The sequence below is a fragment of the Streptomyces sp. NPDC127038 genome, from assembly GCF_042725875.1.
Classification (GTDB): Bacteria; Actinomycetota; Actinomycetes; order Streptomycetales; family Streptomycetaceae; genus Streptomyces.
Map to the genome: position 1 here is coordinate 12,215 of NZ_JBHXDQ010000040.1, position 14,556 is coordinate 26,770.

At 71.6% G+C, this 14,556-nt stretch carries 15 protein-coding genes; 8 read left to right on the forward strand and 7 right to left on the reverse strand.

Features of this window, described 5'->3' with window-relative positions:
* The first annotated feature begins 213 nt into the window (after positions 1–213).
* On the forward strand, positions 214–672 hold the full coding sequence (locus ACFWI4_RS25215) for a sec-independent translocase (protein WP_387200217.1): 459 nt from the start codon (positions 214–216) through the stop codon (positions 670–672).
* Positions 673–896: 224 nt separating this feature from the next.
* Positions 897–1,556, forward strand: coding sequence for a hypothetical protein (locus ACFWI4_RS25220; RefSeq protein ID WP_387200220.1), 660 nt, complete (start codon positions 897–899; stop codon positions 1,554–1,556).
* Between the two features lie 204 nt (positions 1,557–1,760).
* Here the strand turns inward: ACFWI4_RS25220 and ACFWI4_RS25225 are convergent, their stop codons facing one another.
* From ACFWI4_RS25225 to ACFWI4_RS25235, 3 genes are read right to left on the reverse strand one after another with little or no spacing between them, the layout of a single operon-like run.
* Positions 1,761–2,894, reverse strand: coding sequence for an Mrp/NBP35 family ATP-binding protein (locus ACFWI4_RS25225; protein WP_385402733.1), 1,134 nt, complete (start codon positions 2,892–2,894; stop codon positions 1,761–1,763).
* A 44-nt stretch (positions 2,895–2,938) separates the two neighbouring features.
* On the reverse strand, positions 2,939–3,535 hold the full coding sequence (locus ACFWI4_RS25230) for a DUF1003 domain-containing protein (protein ID WP_385402731.1): 597 nt from the start codon (positions 3,533–3,535) through the stop codon (positions 2,939–2,941).
* Positions 3,525–4,838, reverse strand: coding sequence for a magnesium transporter MgtE N-terminal domain-containing protein (locus ACFWI4_RS25235; protein WP_387200225.1), 1,314 nt, complete (start codon positions 4,836–4,838; stop codon positions 3,525–3,527). Before ACFWI4_RS25235 ends, ACFWI4_RS25230 begins: the two co-directional genes overlap by 11 nt.
* A gap of 187 nt (positions 4,839–5,025) precedes the next feature.
* Here ACFWI4_RS25235 and ACFWI4_RS25240 point away from each other — a divergent pair, with 187 nt between their 5' ends.
* A complete protein-coding gene (locus ACFWI4_RS25240; RefSeq protein ID WP_387200228.1) occupies positions 5,026–5,784 on the forward strand; it encodes a hypothetical protein in 759 nt (252 codons plus the stop codon).
* A 29-nt stretch (positions 5,785–5,813) separates the two neighbouring features.
* Here ACFWI4_RS25240 and ACFWI4_RS25245 read toward each other — a convergent pair whose 3' ends face one another.
* Together ACFWI4_RS25245 and ACFWI4_RS25250 are read right to left on the reverse strand one after the other, a co-directional pair.
* Positions 5,814–6,359, reverse strand: coding sequence for a hypothetical protein (locus ACFWI4_RS25245; RefSeq protein WP_387200231.1), 546 nt, complete (start codon positions 6,357–6,359; stop codon positions 5,814–5,816).
* 41 nt (positions 6,360–6,400) lie between these two features.
* Positions 6,401–7,513 carry a magnesium and cobalt transport protein CorA gene (locus ACFWI4_RS25250; RefSeq protein WP_385402722.1) on the reverse strand — a complete coding sequence of 371 codons (1,113 nt, stop codon included), beginning with the start codon at positions 7,511–7,513 and terminating at the stop codon, positions 6,401–6,403.
* Between the two features lie 616 nt (positions 7,514–8,129).
* Here ACFWI4_RS25250 and ACFWI4_RS25255 point away from each other — a divergent pair.
* Positions 8,130–8,714 (forward strand): suppressor of fused domain protein, encoded by a 585-nt coding sequence (locus ACFWI4_RS25255; RefSeq protein WP_385402720.1) that lies wholly within the window; start codon positions 8,130–8,132, stop codon positions 8,712–8,714.
* 50 nt (positions 8,715–8,764) lie between these two features.
* Here ACFWI4_RS25255 and ACFWI4_RS25260 read toward each other — a convergent pair whose 3' ends face one another.
* Positions 8,765–10,018, reverse strand: a complete 1,254-nt coding sequence (locus ACFWI4_RS25260) for an MFS transporter (RefSeq protein WP_387200234.1) — start codon at positions 10,016–10,018, stop codon at positions 8,765–8,767.
* A gap of 163 nt (positions 10,019–10,181) precedes the next feature.
* Between ACFWI4_RS25260 and ACFWI4_RS25265 the strand changes: the two genes are divergently transcribed.
* The 3 genes from ACFWI4_RS25265 (at position 10,182) to ACFWI4_RS25275 (ending at position 13,115) form a co-directional block, all read left to right on the forward strand.
* A complete protein-coding gene (locus ACFWI4_RS25265) occupies positions 10,182–10,823 on the forward strand; it encodes a DUF6758 family protein (RefSeq protein WP_385402933.1) in 642 nt (213 codons plus the stop codon).
* Positions 10,824–11,066: 243 nt separating this feature from the next.
* Positions 11,067–11,924: a PHP domain-containing protein gene (locus ACFWI4_RS25270; RefSeq protein ID WP_387200237.1), complete on the forward strand. Its 858-nt coding sequence runs from the start codon at positions 11,067–11,069 to the stop codon at positions 11,922–11,924.
* Positions 11,925–12,509: 585 nt separating this feature from the next.
* Complete coding sequence (locus ACFWI4_RS25275) at positions 12,510–13,115, forward strand: MarC family protein (RefSeq protein WP_385402712.1); 606 nt, start codon at positions 12,510–12,512, stop codon at positions 13,113–13,115.
* Between the two features lie 155 nt (positions 13,116–13,270).
* Here the strand turns inward: ACFWI4_RS25275 and ACFWI4_RS25280 are convergent, their stop codons facing one another.
* Positions 13,271–13,423, reverse strand: coding sequence for a hypothetical protein (locus ACFWI4_RS25280; RefSeq protein WP_020136747.1), 153 nt, complete (start codon positions 13,421–13,423; stop codon positions 13,271–13,273).
* 224 nt (positions 13,424–13,647) lie between these two features.
* On the opposite strand from ACFWI4_RS25280, the gene ACFWI4_RS25285 reads away from it, so the two are divergent.
* Positions 13,648–14,544 (forward strand): NYN domain-containing protein, encoded by an 897-nt coding sequence (locus ACFWI4_RS25285; RefSeq protein WP_385402710.1) that lies wholly within the window; start codon positions 13,648–13,650, stop codon positions 14,542–14,544.
* Positions 14,545–14,556 lie beyond the last annotated feature (12 nt).

Sequence of the window (14,556 nt, forward strand, 5' to 3'; positions counted from 1 at the left end):
GGCCGCCGGGCCCGAGAGTGACACCAAACTCACAGTCGGGCGGGACACCGCAGCTCCGGACGGCAAACATCGGGGAAAACCCTCGGCACGCACGGAGCCGGGAGCCCCTGGACAGTTCCGGACGGACAGGTACGCCGGGTACCGTTGGACCCGGCCCGGACCACGGAAGACTTCCCGAGGGCCGAGACCGAGAGCATCGCGAGGAGCTACCAGGTGTTCAATGACGTAGGACCGCTTGAGCTGGTGACGATCTTCGTCCTGGCCGTGCTCGTGTTCGGTCCCGACAAGCTCCCGAAGCTGATCCAGGACGTGCAGCGCACGATCCGCAAGATCCGCGAGTTCTCGGACAGCGCCAAGGCCGACATCCGCGACGAGCTCGGTCCGGAGTTCAAGGACTTCGAGTTCGAGGATCTCAACCCCAAGACGTTCATACGCAAGCAGCTGGACGGCGACGAGCTGGGGCTCAAGGAGATCCGCAACGGCTTCGACCTGAAGAAGGAGATGGCCGACGTCTCGGACGCGATGAAGGGCCGCGTGTCCGAGTCCTCCGCCGCGGGGTCCTCCGCGGCCGAGTCCTCCGGCGGCGCGGCGGGCGGTTCCGTCGACATGACGAAGAAGCGCGAGAAGCTCGAGGCGGACGAGCACCCGCCGTACGACTCCGACGCCACCTGATCCGTACGGCCTACCGCGGGGCGGTCGATCCCGACCGGCCCCTTGCACGGTCTCGATCGGGTCCCGCGCGGTCCGAATACGCCGTTCGTGCGCCTTACGCGCCGGGCGCTTTCACCGCTGCCCGGAGCAGGGTGGCTATGCTGCCCAGTTGTTGTGCGGACCGACAAGGTCGCCCGAGGGGGGTGGGCCGCCCGGTCCGACGAGAGCGAGGAGGCGTCCGGCAGATGGAGACGACAAGTCGGGTAGGCGCGCAGGCGCCGGCCGCGGAGGGCGGGCAACCGCTCCCCTCCGCCCGGCGTACGGTCGACGGCTACCTGCTGGCGCCCTTCCCCTGGTACGGCCTCGACGAGGCCTTCACGGGACCGCGCTGGCTGATGCAGGTGGGTACCTCCGCGGACGGGATGGTCGAGCACGGTTCCGTCGGGCACGGCGACGAGCCCTCGGTGCGTCCCGAGCCGGGCGAGGACAAGGAGCGGTTCGCGGTGGTGGTCACCGTCGCCGCCAGCCCCGTACGGCGCAGCGCGGACGGCACGGGACTGCTGGAGGCCACCTCGGTGTCCTCGGCGGCGTGGCTGGCCGGTGTGGGACTGCTGTCCTTCACCTGGCCCGGCCAGATGGACCACACCCTGCGCGACGACTGGCTGGACCAGCAGACCGAGACCGCGTGGGTGCTGGCCGACGACCTCGACGGCGAGGACTGGTCCACCCTGTCCCTGCCCGTGGACGGCGTCCCGACCCTGTTCCACTACCGCGAGTCCGAGTTCGGCTGGGTCCTCGCGGGTTCCACGGGGGAAGGCGTCCACCTGGGCGCGTACGGGCGCGGGATGAGCGCCTACGGGCTCGGCTTCGCGGTGATCAAGGACATCGCCGCGTACGCCCCGTAGGGCCCCGTCGGCGGCCGGGAGTCCCCGGGGCCGCGGGCAGGCGCCCGCGGGGCCGCCACGAGGCCCTGACAGCCGCTACGAGGAAGGGGGCGCCGTCCGCACGGACGGCGCCCCCTCCTTCGTCGGGACGGACCCGGAAGTGTTCCTCCGGTCCGGCCCCGGAAGCGTTCCCCGGGCCGGACCGTACGTGCTCCCCGGCCGGAGCTAGAACTTGTTGCGCGGGGTGATGCCCAGCGACATGCCCGACAGGCCGCGCTGGCGGCCGCCCAGCTTGCCCGCGATGGCGCGCAGGGCCGAGCCCGCGGGGGAGTCGGGGTCGGTCAGGACCACCGGCTTGCCCTCGTCGCCGCCCTCGCGCAGCCGGACGTCGATCGGGATGGAGCCGAGGACCGGGACGGTCGCGCCGGTCGTGCGGGTCAGGCCGTCGGCGACCCGCTGGCCGCCGCCGCTGCCGAAGACGTCGACCATCTCGTCGCAGTGCGGGCAGGGCATCCCCGACATGTTCTCGACGACGCCCACGATCTTCTGGTGGGTCTGCACGGCGATGGAGCCGGCCCGCTCGGCCACCTCGGCCGCCGCCTGCTGCGGGGTCGTGACGACCAGGATCTCGGCGTTCGGGACGAGCTGGGCGACGGAGATCGCGATGTCGCCGGTGCCCGGCGGGAGGTCCAGGAGCAGGACGTCCAGGTCGCCCCAGTACACGTCCGCCAGGAACTGCTGGAGCGCGCGGTGCAGCATCGGGCCGCGCCAGACGACCGGCGCGTTGCCCGGGGTGAACATGCCGATGGAGATGACCTTCACGCCGTTCGCCGACGGCGGCATGATCATGTTCTCGACCTGGGTCGGGCGGCCGTCGGCGCCGAGCATGCGCGGCACCGAGTGACCGTAGATGTCGGCGTCCACGACGCCGACCTTGAGACCGTCGGCGGCCATCGCGGCGGCCAGGTTCACGGTGACCGAGGACTTGCCGACACCGCCCTTGCCGGAGGCGACCGCGTACACACGGGTGAGCGAGCCGGGCTTGGCGAACGGGACCTCGCGCTCGGCGGTGCCCCCCTTCAGCGCGGTCGCCAGCTCACGGCGCTGTTCGTCGCTCATCACATCGAGTTCGACCTCGACGGCGGTGACGCCCTCGACCCGGGAGACCGCCTCCTTCACCCGCTGGGTGATCGTGTCGCGCATCGGGCAGCCGGAGACCGTCAGGTACACGGCGACCGCGACCACGCCGTCCGCACCGATCTCCACGGACTTGACCATCCCCAGTTCGGTGATGGGTCGGTTGATCTCGGGGTCGTTCACCGTCGCCAGTGCTTCACGCACCGCGTCTTCCGTAGCCATAGGGACGATGGTACGGCGCTCCCCATGTGCCCCGGAAAGCCCTGTCACCGGTCGTCTACGTCACGTCCCTGCGACCGTTCCGCCGGGAATACGACCCGTCCGTCCCCGTGGCCGTTCGGGTGGCGGTCCTCCAGTTCCTTGACCAGGTCCTGGAGCTCGTTGCGGATCCAGTCGCGGGTGGCGACCTCGCCGAGGCCCATCCGCAGCGCGGCGATCTCGCGGGTGAGGTACTCGGTGTCGGCGATGGAGCGCTCGTTCTGCTTGCGGTCCTGTTCGAGGTTGACCCGGTCGCGGTCGTCCTGCCGGTTCTGCGCGAGCAGGATCAGCGGGGCGGCGTAGGAGGCCTGGAGCGACAGCATCAGGGTCAGGAAGATGAACGGGTAGTTGTCGAAGCGCAGGTCGTGCGGCGCGAAGATGTTCCACACCACCCACACGATGATGACGACCGTCATCCAGACGATGAACCGTCCGGTGCCGAGGAACCGGGCGATGCGCTCCGAGAGCCGCCCGAAGGCCTCCGGGTCCCACTCGGGCAGGAACCGGTGGCGCGGCGGCTTCGGCTGGTCGAGCCGGGTGCGCGGGCGGGGGGCCGCCGTCGCCCCCGTGGCGGCCCGCTCGCGGGCCTCACGGTCAGGCGCCATGGCTTCCCTCGTGGTGCTCCTCGTGCATGCTCTCGTGCACGCCCTCGTCGAGGTGGAACTCCGTCTCCCGCCAGTCCTCGGGCAGCATGTGGTCCAGTACGTCGTCCACGGTCACCGCGCCGAGCAGCGAGCCGCTCTCGTCGACGACGGGGGCCGCGACCATGTCGTACGTGGCGAAGAACCCGGCGACCACCGGCAGCTCGTCCTCCGGGGCCAGCGGCTGGAGGTCGTCGTCGACGAGCGAGCCGACCAGGGTGAACGGGGGGTCGCGCAGCAGCCGCTGGAAGTGCACCGCCCCCAGGTACTTGCCCGTCGGCGTCTCGTCGGGCGGGCGGCACACGTACACCTGGGCGGCGAGCGCGGGGGAGAGGTCGGGGTTGCGCACCCGGGCGAGCGCGTCGGCCACGGTCGCGTCGGCGCGCAGCACGATGGGCTCGGTGGTCATGAGCCCGCCCGCGGTCCGCTCCGCGTACGCCATCAGCCGCCGGACGTCCGCCGCCTCGCCCGGCCGCATCAGCGTGAGCAGCCGCTCCACGTCCTCGGTGGGCAGCTCGGCGAGCAGGTCGGCCGCGTCGTCGGGGTCCATCGCCTCCAGGACGTCCGCCGCGCGCTCCTCCTTGAGCTTGCCGAGGATCTCGATCTGGTCGTCCTCGGGCAGTTCCTCCAGCACATCGGCGAGACGGTCGTCGTCGAGGGCGGCGGCCACCTCGCCGCGGCGCTTCGGCGACAGGTGGTGCAGCACGTTCGCGAGGTCGGCGGGCCGCAGCTGCTCGAAGGTGGCGAGCAGGCTCTCCGCGCCCTGTCCGTGCTCCTCCAGGGAGAAGCCGGTGACGGAGGACCAGTCGACCGTCATCGTCTCGCCCTTGGCGCGCCGGAACGCGCCGCCCGTGCGCCCCTTGCGCACGAAGACCCGGCCGATCTCCCACTCCCTGCGGGCCGGCAGTTGCTGGATGGACACGTCCAGGACGGTCACCTCCTCGCCCGTCTCGACGAGGGTCACCAGCCGGTCCAGGAGCTCGCCGAAGACGAGCCGTTCGGTGGGCCGCTGCTCGAAGCGGCGCACGTTCACGACGCCGGTCGTGATGACCTGGCCGGACTCGATGCCGGTCACCCGGGTCATGGGCAGGAAGATCCGGCGGCGCGTGGACAGTTCGACGACGAGGCCGAGCATGCGCGGTGGCCGCCGCCCCACGCGCAGCATGGCGACGAGGTCCCGCACGCGGCCCACCTGGTCACCGTTCGGGTCGAAGACGGCGACGCCGGACAGGTGCGAGACGAAGATCCGGGGGGCGGCTGCGGCCATGCGCGCGCCTCCTTCGCTTCGATATGTTCTGTGCCGGTCTGTCCGCTCGGGTGGGCTTCAGGCTAGCCCGTCCCGGTCGGGTGCGCCCTGGTGGGCGGTCCGGACGGACTGCCTCCGCCCGGCCGGTGCCGCACCGGTACGCTGCCGTACGCCGTTTGAGGACCGCGCACGAGAGGCAGCCCCACCTGTGACCGCACTTCCCCAGGGCCGTACCCGCAGAGCCGTGACGGTGGCCGCGACATGCGTGCTGGCCGTGACGGGGACGGTGCTGACGGGCTGCGGCAGCGGGGACCCGGACGCCGGCACGAACGGGGTCGGCAAGCTGTCCGCCGCCGCCATCCAGGCGAAGGCGCGGGCGGCGGCCGCGAAGGCGCCGACCGTGCGGCTCTCGGGGACCGTCGTCTCGGGCGGCACCACGTACACCCTCGACATGCGGCTGAAGTCGGACGGCGGCACCGGCTCGGTCACCTCCCGAGGGGCCGGCTTCCATCTGCTGCGGGTCGGCGAGCACCTCTTCCTCAAGGCCGACGCCGAGTTCTGGGCGCACGAGGACGGCGGGAGCGGCGGCAAGGCGACGGACACCGCGGCGGCGGACAAGCTGGAGGGCATGTACGTGAAGGTGCCGACCGGCGACCCCGCGTACAAGCGCTTCAGCGGCTTCACCGACAAGGACGTCCTGCTGGAGGGGCTGCTCGGGCTGCACGGCGCGCTCGACAAGGACGGCCACCACGAACAGTCCGGCGTCCCCACGATCCGCATCACCGGCGACAAGGGCTCCGGCGGCACCCTGGACGTCTCCCTGAAGGGCACCCCGTACCCGGTCCTCCTCGGGCGCGCGGGCAACGCCGGCACGCTCCGCATGACCGACTGGGGCAAGGACTTCAAGCTGGCGGAGCCGCCCAGGAAGGACACCGTCGACTACGGGCAGCAGCTGCCCGCGTCGTAGCCCCGGCGACCGGAGCTCACGACCGGGTCCTAGCCGCGCCTCCCGCGCCGCTTCAGCAGCAGCCGGGGCAGTGCCGCCGGCACCGGCCGGCGGGTCGTCGCGGGGCTCGGCAGGGGCCGTTCGGCGAGCGAGCCGTCGGGCAGCGCGGCCGTCGCGCCCGTCGGTTCCAGGCGCACCACCCGGCACTCACGGGCCCAGCGCTCCGGCATGGCCTCGCCGTCGGGGGCGTTCAGCCGCTTGCCCTTGAGCTCGCCGACGGCCGCCTCCCACTCGGGGGTGCCCGCGGAGAGCTCCACGACCCTCGCCGACCAGGTGACGAGCCGCCCGCCCTTGTCCTTGCTGCGTACGGTGACGACCGCGTGGCCCCCGTCGGCCAGTCCCGGCAGCGGCTGCTCGCCGGGTCCGTCGCCGACCAGGCAGGCCGCGCCGTCGTGCCACACGTGCCACAGCGCGCGCGTCGGCGCCCCGGCGTCCGGACCGGCGGGCGGGGGCGCGCCCGCGCCTCCCACCCAGATCAGCCCGGACTTCTTGGTGGCCTCCTCGACGAGGGCCTGGTCGAGCAGCTCTTGCGTCATGGGGCCCAGACTATCCAGCGCCTCCCGCGGCCGGCCGTGGCCTACAGCCAGCCGTTGCGCTTCAGGATGCGGTGGATGGACAGACAGAGGCCGACCGTGATGCCCATGACCACGGGGTAGCCGTAGCGCGCGTGCAGTTCCGGCATGTACTTGAAGTTCATGCCGTACACACCGCAGACCATCGTCGGTACGGCGACGATCGCGGCCCAGGAGGTGATCTTGCGCATGTCCTCGTTCTGCGCCACGGAGGCCTGCGCGAGGTTCGCCTGGAGGATCGAGTTGAGCAGTTCGTCGAAGCCGAGTACCTGCTCCTGCACCCGGGCCAGGTGGTCGGCGACGTCGCGGAAGTACTTCTGGATGTCGGGGTCGATCAGCCGCATCGGGCGCTCGCTCAGCAGCTGCATCGGGCGCAGCAGCGGCGACACGGCCCGCTTGAACTCCAGCACCTCGCGCTTGAGCTGGTAGATCTGTCCGGCGTCGGTGCCGCGCGGGGTGCCGCCACGGCCCGGGGAGAACACCTCGGTCTCGACCTCGTCGATGTCGTCCTGCACGGCGTCCACGACCGCGATGTAGCCGTCGACGACATGGTCGGCGATCGCGTGCAGCACCGCGGAGGGGCCCTTGGCGAGCAGCTCGGGGTCGTCCTGGAGGCGGTGCCGCAGCCCGCGCAGCGAGCCCTGCCCGCCGTGCCGGACGGTGATGAAGAAGTCCCCTCCGGTGAAGCACATGACCTCGCCGGTCTCGACGATCTCGCTGGTCGCCGTCAGCCGGTCGTGCTCGACGTAGTGGATGGTCTTGAAGACGGTGAACAGGGAGTCGTCGTAGCGCTCCAGCTTGGGCCGCTGGTGGGCCTGGACGGCGTCCTCCACGGCCAGCGGGTGCAGCCCGAACTCGCGGGCGATACCGGCGAATTCGTCCTCGGTGGGCTCGTGCAGACCGATCCACACGAACCCGCCGTCGCGCCGCACCTGGCGCATGGCCTCCTGCGGGGTCAGCGGCGCGCGGCTCGCGACGCGGGCGCCGTCGCGGTAGACGGCGCAGTCGACCACGGCCGACGGGGTGCCGGGGTCGCGGGTGGTGTCGTACGAGCCACTGTCCTTGCGCAGGGACGGGCGGGGGCGGACCGCGGCACGCAGGTCACGGATCATCGACATGGCGGGCTCCTTCTCGCAACGGAGGCGGCCGGCGACGGTTGGAACTACCCGGAATGGGGACGTCCTGACTGCGGATGTTTGGCACGTCCACAAAGCGGGGAGCACCGCACCGTCGTGTTGGCAGCTTCGCTGTTGATTCAGATCAGACAGATCAGGGGTTCAGATCGGACAGATCAGGCGGAAACGAAGCGCTCTTCCGTGGTGCGCCGGGCAACGCTGACACGTGCGCACACGATTGCGGGAGGCGGCAGCCGGCAGGGCTGAAGGACCCCGCGGAATCAGCTGTGAACTCAGCGACAGGAAGAGCGGGTGGTACTGCACGATCGACTTCGATCCATTGCAGCCCCACCTCCTCCGGTCGGTCCCCCGTGAGGGACGGTCCATCCCCCGAAGGGGAGTCTGTCTCCCTCCGAAGGGGAGTCAGATCAGTCTCAGTGCGTCGGAGCAAGGGAGCAACTCCCGCAGTGCCGAAGAGGGCCCGCGGGCCCTTCGTCATGTACTGCTCCGACCAGCGGCCAAGAGTATCAGCGCACCGATACGTCAAGGCCCCGCTTTGCGCGTTGTTGACCGGGGTCCGGTGCGTGGTGGCGTAATTGACGCGGCCTATGCTCGGCTCATGGCTGATGTTCTTCCTCTGGTCGAGGCCCGTTTGCGCTCCGCGCTGGGCGAACCCGACGCGCGGGCCGCGGTCACCTTCCTCGGCACCGACCGCATCGAGGTCCTGCGCTTCACCGAGGGCGACATCGTGCGCTACGCCACGCTCGGCATGTCCGCCCAGCCGATGGCCGATCCCACCGCCGTGCTCGCCGATCCGGTGAAGGGCCCGCGCGCCGAGCTGGTCCTCTCGGTCCGCCCGGCCGGGGCCGACACCGACAAGGTGCTCCGCCCGCTCGCCGTGCTCGCCGCCTCTCCCCAGGTCGAGGGTCTGGTCGTGGCCCCGGGAGCCTCGCTCGACGTGGGCGAACCGCTGTGGCCCGGCGCGCCGTTCACCTCCGTCCTGGTCGCCGAGGCCGGCGGTCTGGTGGAGGACCTGGAACTGGACGCCCCCGCCGATCCGGTGCGTTTCCTTCCGCTGCTCCCCATGACGCCCAACGAGGCCGCCTGGAAGCGCGTCCACGGCGCGGGCGCCCTCCAGGAGCGCTGGCTGAACGGCGGAACGGACCTGCGCGATCCGCTGCGCAGGTCCGTTCCTCTGGACTGACCCGCCGCCGCCCCGGGCGCGGGAGGGTCTCAAGTCGTCTTCCCGGTCGCTCAGTTGGCGAAGACGGTCACTCCGTCCTCGGTGGCGTGGACCGGCTCCAGCTCCTCGGCCTCACGGGTGAGCGCGTCGCGCCGTACGTAGACCACCCCGGCGCCCAGCAGCGCGGTGACCGCGGCCACCACGAACGGGACGCGCGCGTTGCTCCACCCCTCGATCTTCGGGGCGAAGTACGGGGCCGCCGCCGCGGCGAACCAGCGCACGAAGTTGTAGCCGGCGCTCGCCACGGGGCGCGGGGCGTCGGACACCCCGAGGGCCAGTTCCGTGTAGACGGTGTTGTTCACGCCGATGAAGGCGCCGGACAGGACCGTGCAGACGACGGCGGTGGTGTGGTCGCCGTACCCGAGGACGAGGACGTCGGCGGCGAGCAGGACCAGGGAGCCGCCCAGCACCTTCAGCGAGCCGAACCGCGCCTGCATGCGCGGGGCCACGATCACCGAGAACACCGCGAGCAGCAGGCCCCAGCAGAAGAACACCGCGCCGGACCGGTACGGCGTCATGTTGAGCACGAACGGCGTGAAGGCCAGCACGGTGAAGAACGTGTAGTTGTAGAAGAACGCGGAGGCCGCGGCCGAGGCGAGGCCGCCGTGGCCGAGTGCGCGCAGCGGGTCGAGCAGCGAGGTCTTGCGCGCGGGCTTGGGCTGCTCCTTCAGGAACGCCGTGATGCACAGGAAGCCGACCGCCATCAGGAACGCGGTGCCGAAGAACGGGTAGCGCCAGCTGGCGTTGCCGAGCAGGGCTCCCAGCAGCGGCCCGCAGGCCATGCCGAGGCCGAGTGCGGACTCGTAGAGCAGGATCGCCGCGGCGCTGCCGCCGGCCGCCGCGCCGACGATCACGGCCAGGGCGGTGGAGACGAACAGCGCGTTGCCGAGTCCCCAGCCGGCCCGGAAGCCGACGAGTTCGCCGACCGATCCCGAGGTGCCCGCGAGCCCCGCGAAGACCACGACGAGGGCGAGGCCGAGCAGCAGGGTCCTGCGCCCGCCGATCCGGCTGGAGACGAAGCCGGTCAGCAGCATCGCGACGGCGGTGATCAGGAAGTACGAGGTGAAGAGCAGGGACACCTGGCCGGGCGTGGCGTCGAGTCCCCGGGCGATGGACGGCAGGATCGGGTCGACGAGTCCGATGCCCATGAAGGCGACGACGGACGCCCCGGCGGTCGCCCAGACGGCCCTCGGCTGACGCAGGATGCCACCGGCGCCCGCGTCGAACGTGTCGCCCTCCGCGGGGCCTTCCGTGCTGTTGATCATGCCCGCTCCCTCACTGTGCGCCGACTGGATCGTTGTCTTATACACACAATAAGTTAGGTGGACTAATAAATGCAAGATGCACGTAGTTTTCGACGGGGCCGGCCCGCGCCGGACGGGTGATCGTCCTTGACGCGGGCAAGGACGGGGAGGACCGTTGAGCCCTATGAGGGGCGAACCCAGTTGCCCGAAGTGTGGTGGCCGGGTCAGGGCTCCCGGCCTCTTTGCCGATTCCTGGCAGTGCGATGTGCACGGCACGGTGCATCCGCTGCAGCCCGTGATCCCGCCCAGCGTCGAGGCCCTCGGTGTGGTCGTGCACCGCGCCCGGGTGCCGGTGTGGATGCCGTGGCCGCTGCCGGTCGGCTGGCTGTTCACCGGGGCGGCGTTCGCGGGGGACGACCGCAGCGGAGGCAGGGCCACCGCCATCGCCTGTTCGGGTCCTGGCCCGCTCGGCGGGATGGGTGAGCTGATCCTCGTCGCCGAGGAACTGGGCGTCGGCCTGGGCGCGCGGTACGCGGGCATGGACGGACCCGACCCCGGCCCGTACATGAACGTCGAGAAGCCGCCTCAGGCGAAGGTCCTCGCCGCGGGCCGCCCCACCCCGCTCTGGCATGTCTCCGGTTCCCCTGACGACCGCGCCGTCTTCGCGGGCGAGGCGCGGGGGCTGTGGCTGTGGGCCGTCGTCTGGCCCGAGCAGACCGGGCTGCTGATGTACGACGAACTGGTCCTGACGGATCTGCGCGACGCGGGCGCCGAGGTCGACCTGCTGCCGTGCGGGGCGCTGTCACCGCGGATCCTGGAGCCGTAGGGCCGTAGGGCCAGCCGTAGGGGCTCTGGGGCCGTGGGGCCGCGGGGTGTCGGGCGGCGAGGGTGGAGCGTGCCCGGCCCGTGTTCCGTGCGTGCCCGGGCCGTGTTCCGGGAGCCGCCCCGGTGGGCCGGGGCGGCGGGGAGTGTAGGGGGCGCTCCCCAGGTACGGGTGTGACACCGAGGGGCGGAACCCCGCTATCCTTGAGTGTCCCCGCCCGTTCCGTCACCGCCTGGAGTCCGCGTAGTGCGCATCGACCTGCACGCCCACTCCACCGCGTCCGACGGTACGGACACGCCCGCCGAGCTGGTCCGCAACGCGGCCGCCGCCGGTCTGGACGTCGTCGCGCTGACCGATCACGACACGACCCGCGGGCACGCCGAAGCGGTCGCCGCCCTGCCCGAGGGGCTCACCCTCGTCACGGGCGCCGAACTCTCCTGCCGGATCGACGGCATCAGCATGCACATGCTGGCCTACCTCTTCGACCCCGAGGACCCCGCCCTGCTCGCCGAGCGCGAACTGGTCCGGGACGACCGGGTGCCGCGGGCCCAGGGCATGATCGCCAGGCTCCAGGAGCTCGGTGTGCCGATCACCTGGGAGCAGGTGGCGCGCATCGCGGGCGACGGCTCGGTCGGCCGCCCGCACGTCGCCTCCGCGCTGGTCGAGCTCGGCGTCGTCGGCAGCGTCTCGGACGCCTTCACCGAGCAGTGGCTGTCCGACGGGGGCCGCGCCTACGTCCCCAAGCACGAGACCGACCCCTTCGAGGCGATCCGGCTGGTCAAGGGGGCCGGAGGCGTCACCGTCTTCGCCCACCCCGCCGCCGCCAAGCGGGGGCGCACCGTGCCGGAGTCGGTGATCGCCGAGCTGGCGTCCGCCGGCCTCGACGGCATCGAGGTCGACCACATGGACCACGAGCCGTCCACCCGGGCGCGACTGCGTGGTCTGGCCTCCGAACTGGGGCTGCTGGCCACCGGCTCGTCCGACTACCACGGCAGCCGCAAGACCTGTTCGCTCGGGGACTTCACGACCGACCCCGAGGTCTACGGGGAGATCACCCGCCGCGCCACCGGGGCGTTCCCGGTCCCGGGCGCGGGCGGAGCCTGAACCCCCGGACGCCGCGCACCGCGCACCCGCACGGTTCCGGCCGGGCCCGTGACCGGGGCCGCGCCGTCGCCCGCGGGCCGGTGCCGCGGGACCGGTGCGTGAGGCCCGTACGGATCACGCAGATGCCGTGAGGCCCTCACGGGCCCGCCCACCGGTGCCGTAGGCCCAGCCGTCAGCCGTCAGCCGTCAGCCGTCAGCCGTCAGCCGTCAGCCGTCAGCCGTCAGCCGTCAGCCGTCAGCCGTCAGCCGTCAGCCGGCACGCGGATGCGGGGATACCGGGATGCGCGGCTCACGTCGTCGGCCGCCATGTGGTCCGTGCCGGTGCTCAGGGCCGGTCCGGCGGGGCCTGCGACGGCCCCGTGCCCGTGCGGTGCGGCTGTACGGCGGACCCGTGCCCGCCCGCGGTGCGCGTCCGAGGCCCGCGTCCCCTCCACGCCCGGCCGGAACCGTGTGTTCCGGCCCGTCACAGGCACCCGGCACCGCCGGCCGTGCCGCCCCGTCCCGCCCCGCGGGACGACCGCCCGAAGCGGTGGCCGGAAGACCCGCCCACCCACTCCCATCCACCTCGCAAGGCTCTTCCTCACCATGTTCGACGTCGCCGTCTTCGGCTCCCTCTTCCTCACGCTCTTCGTCATCATGGATCCCCCCGGGATCACCCCGATCTTCCTGGCGCTCACCGCCGGCCGCCCCGCCCGGGTGCAGCGCCGCATGGCCGTCCAGGCCGTCTGCGTCGCCGGCGGCGTCATCACCGTCTTCGGGCTCCTCGGGCACCAGATCCTCGACTATCTGCACGTCTCCGTGCCCGCGCTGATGATCGCGGGCGGACTGCTGCTCCTGCTCATCGCCCTCGACCTGCTCACCGGCAAGACGGACGAGCCGAAGCAGACCAAGGACGTCAACGTCGCCCTCGTACCCCTCGGGATGCCGCTGCTCGCCGGGCCCGGCGCGATCGTGTCCGTGATCCTCGCGGTGCAGAAGGCCGACTCGGTCGCCACGCAGGTCTCCGTGTGGAGCGCGATCATCGCGATCCATGTCGTCCTGTGGGTCGTGATGCGCTACTCGCTGCTGATCATCCGCGTCATCAAGGACGGCGGAGTGGTCCTGGTGACCCGGCTCGCGGGCATGATGCTCTCGGCCATCGCGGTGCAGCAGATCATCAACGGTGTCACCCAGGTGATCCACGCGGGCTGACGGCGCCCCGGAGCGCCGGGCGCACGCGCAGAGCCCCGCACGGCATCCTCGCCGTGCGGGGCTCTGAAGTCTGTGAAGCCTCTGCTGTCCGCCGCGCGCCCCTTCCGGGAGACGCCTTCGGTGCGTCCTCGTACCCGAGGCGGACGGTCGTCGTGTTACGAAGCGGTGGTGTCGGCCGGGCGGATCCACAGTCGCTGCCCGATGGCGGCGGCCTGCTGAACGATCCGGTTGACGGAGGCGGCGTCCACGACAGTGCTGTCCACGGGCGTGCCGTCGACATCGTCGAGTCGCATGATTTCGAAGCGCATGGGCTTCTCCCTTCGTCTGGTCATCCTCCTGAGGAGAACTACTCGTGCGAGGAGCGAGGCATCGGTGTCCTCGCCCTCGTAAGGATTCAACGGGGTGCGTGTTACAAACATTCCCTACGCTAAGGAAATTTTTCGAGAACCTAATTACCCACGGGTAGCCCGCGTGGCGGAGACTGAACGGCGCCGGTTGTGTTCGCAGCGTGACCGCCGGGACAATGGAAGCGATGAACGACGACCACGCGGCTCTCGCCGCCCGCATCGACCTGACGAACGAGCTGCTCCAGCGCATGCTCGCCGAGGTCGCGAAGACCCCCTCCACCCACGCGATCTTCGTGGACGCCGGATATCTGTACGCGGCCGCGGGGCGCCTCGTCGCCGGGACGGAGGACCGCCGTTCGTTCGACCTGGACACCGAGGGGCTCATCGAGGCGCTCATCGACCGGGCCCGCACGATCTTCGCCGACAGCCGGCTGCTGCGCGTCTACTGGTACGACGGCGCCCGCCGCCGCATCCACACCGCGGAACAGCAGTCCATCGCCGAACTCCCCGACGTGAAGGTCCGGTTGGGCAATCTGAACGCCAACAACCAGCAGAAGGGCGTCGATTCACTCATCCGCTCGGACCTGGAGTCCCTGGCCCGGCACCGCGCCATCAGCGACGCGGCCCTGCTCGGCGGGGACGAGGACCTGGTCTCCGCGGTCGAGGCGGCCCAGGGGTACGGCGCCCGGGTCCACCTCTGGGGCATCGAGGCGCCCGAGGGCGGCAACCAGGCCGAGCCGCTGCTCTGGGAGGTCGACAGCCAGCGCACGCTCGACCTCGACTTCTTCAAGCCGTACGTGGCCAGGCGCACCGCCCAGTCCTACGACCCGACGGCGGCGGTCCGGCCCACCAGGGAGGACGTGCGCTTCGTGGGCGCCCAGATCGCCGCCAAGTGGCTCGCGGCGCGCGGCCGGGAGTCCCTGGCCGAACTGCTTCCCGGGCACCCGTACCTTCCCGGCTCGGTCGACCAGGATCTGCTGGTCGAGGCCGAGGGCCTGCTCCAGTACTCCCTGCGCGGACAGTCGGACCTGCGCCGCGCCCTGCGGGACGGCTTCTGGGAGCACCTTCAGGCGCAGTACTAGAGCGGTGCCGCG

Excerpts from the sequence above, each read along its gene's own strand:
- ACFWI4_RS25280 (WP_020136747.1), bottom strand. The coding sequence starts at position 13,423 with ATGCGCTTCGAAATCATGCGACTCGACGATGTCGACGGCACGCCCGTG.
- ACFWI4_RS25260 (WP_387200234.1), bottom strand. The coding sequence starts at position 10,018 with ATGATCAACAGCACGGAAGGCCCCGCGGAGGGCGACACGTTCGACGCG.
- ACFWI4_RS25285 (WP_385402710.1), top strand. The coding sequence starts at position 13,648 with ATGAACGACGACCACGCGGCTCTCGCCGCCCGCATCGACCTGACGAAC.
- ACFWI4_RS25220 (WP_387200220.1), top strand. The coding sequence starts at position 897 with ATGGAGACGACAAGTCGGGTAGGCGCGCAGGCGCCGGCCGCGGAGGGC.
- ACFWI4_RS25245 (WP_387200231.1), bottom strand. The coding sequence starts at position 6,359 with ATGACGCAAGAGCTGCTCGACCAGGCCCTCGTCGAGGAGGCCACCAAG.
- ACFWI4_RS25275 (WP_385402712.1), top strand. The coding sequence starts at position 12,510 with ATGTTCGACGTCGCCGTCTTCGGCTCCCTCTTCCTCACGCTCTTCGTC.
- ACFWI4_RS25235 (WP_387200225.1), bottom strand. The coding sequence starts at position 4,838 with ATGGCCGCAGCCGCCCCCCGGATCTTCGTCTCGCACCTGTCCGGCGTC.
- ACFWI4_RS25225 (WP_385402733.1), bottom strand. The coding sequence starts at position 2,894 with ATGGCTACGGAAGACGCGGTGCGTGAAGCACTGGCGACGGTGAACGAC.
- ACFWI4_RS25265 (WP_385402933.1), top strand. The coding sequence starts at position 10,182 with ATGAGGGGCGAACCCAGTTGCCCGAAGTGTGGTGGCCGGGTCAGGGCT.
- ACFWI4_RS25250 (WP_385402722.1), bottom strand. The coding sequence starts at position 7,513 with ATGTCGATGATCCGTGACCTGCGTGCCGCGGTCCGCCCCCGCCCGTCC.
- ACFWI4_RS25230 (WP_385402731.1), bottom strand. The coding sequence starts at position 3,535 with ATGGCGCCTGACCGTGAGGCCCGCGAGCGGGCCGCCACGGGGGCGACG.
- ACFWI4_RS25255 (WP_385402720.1), top strand. The coding sequence starts at position 8,130 with ATGGCTGATGTTCTTCCTCTGGTCGAGGCCCGTTTGCGCTCCGCGCTG.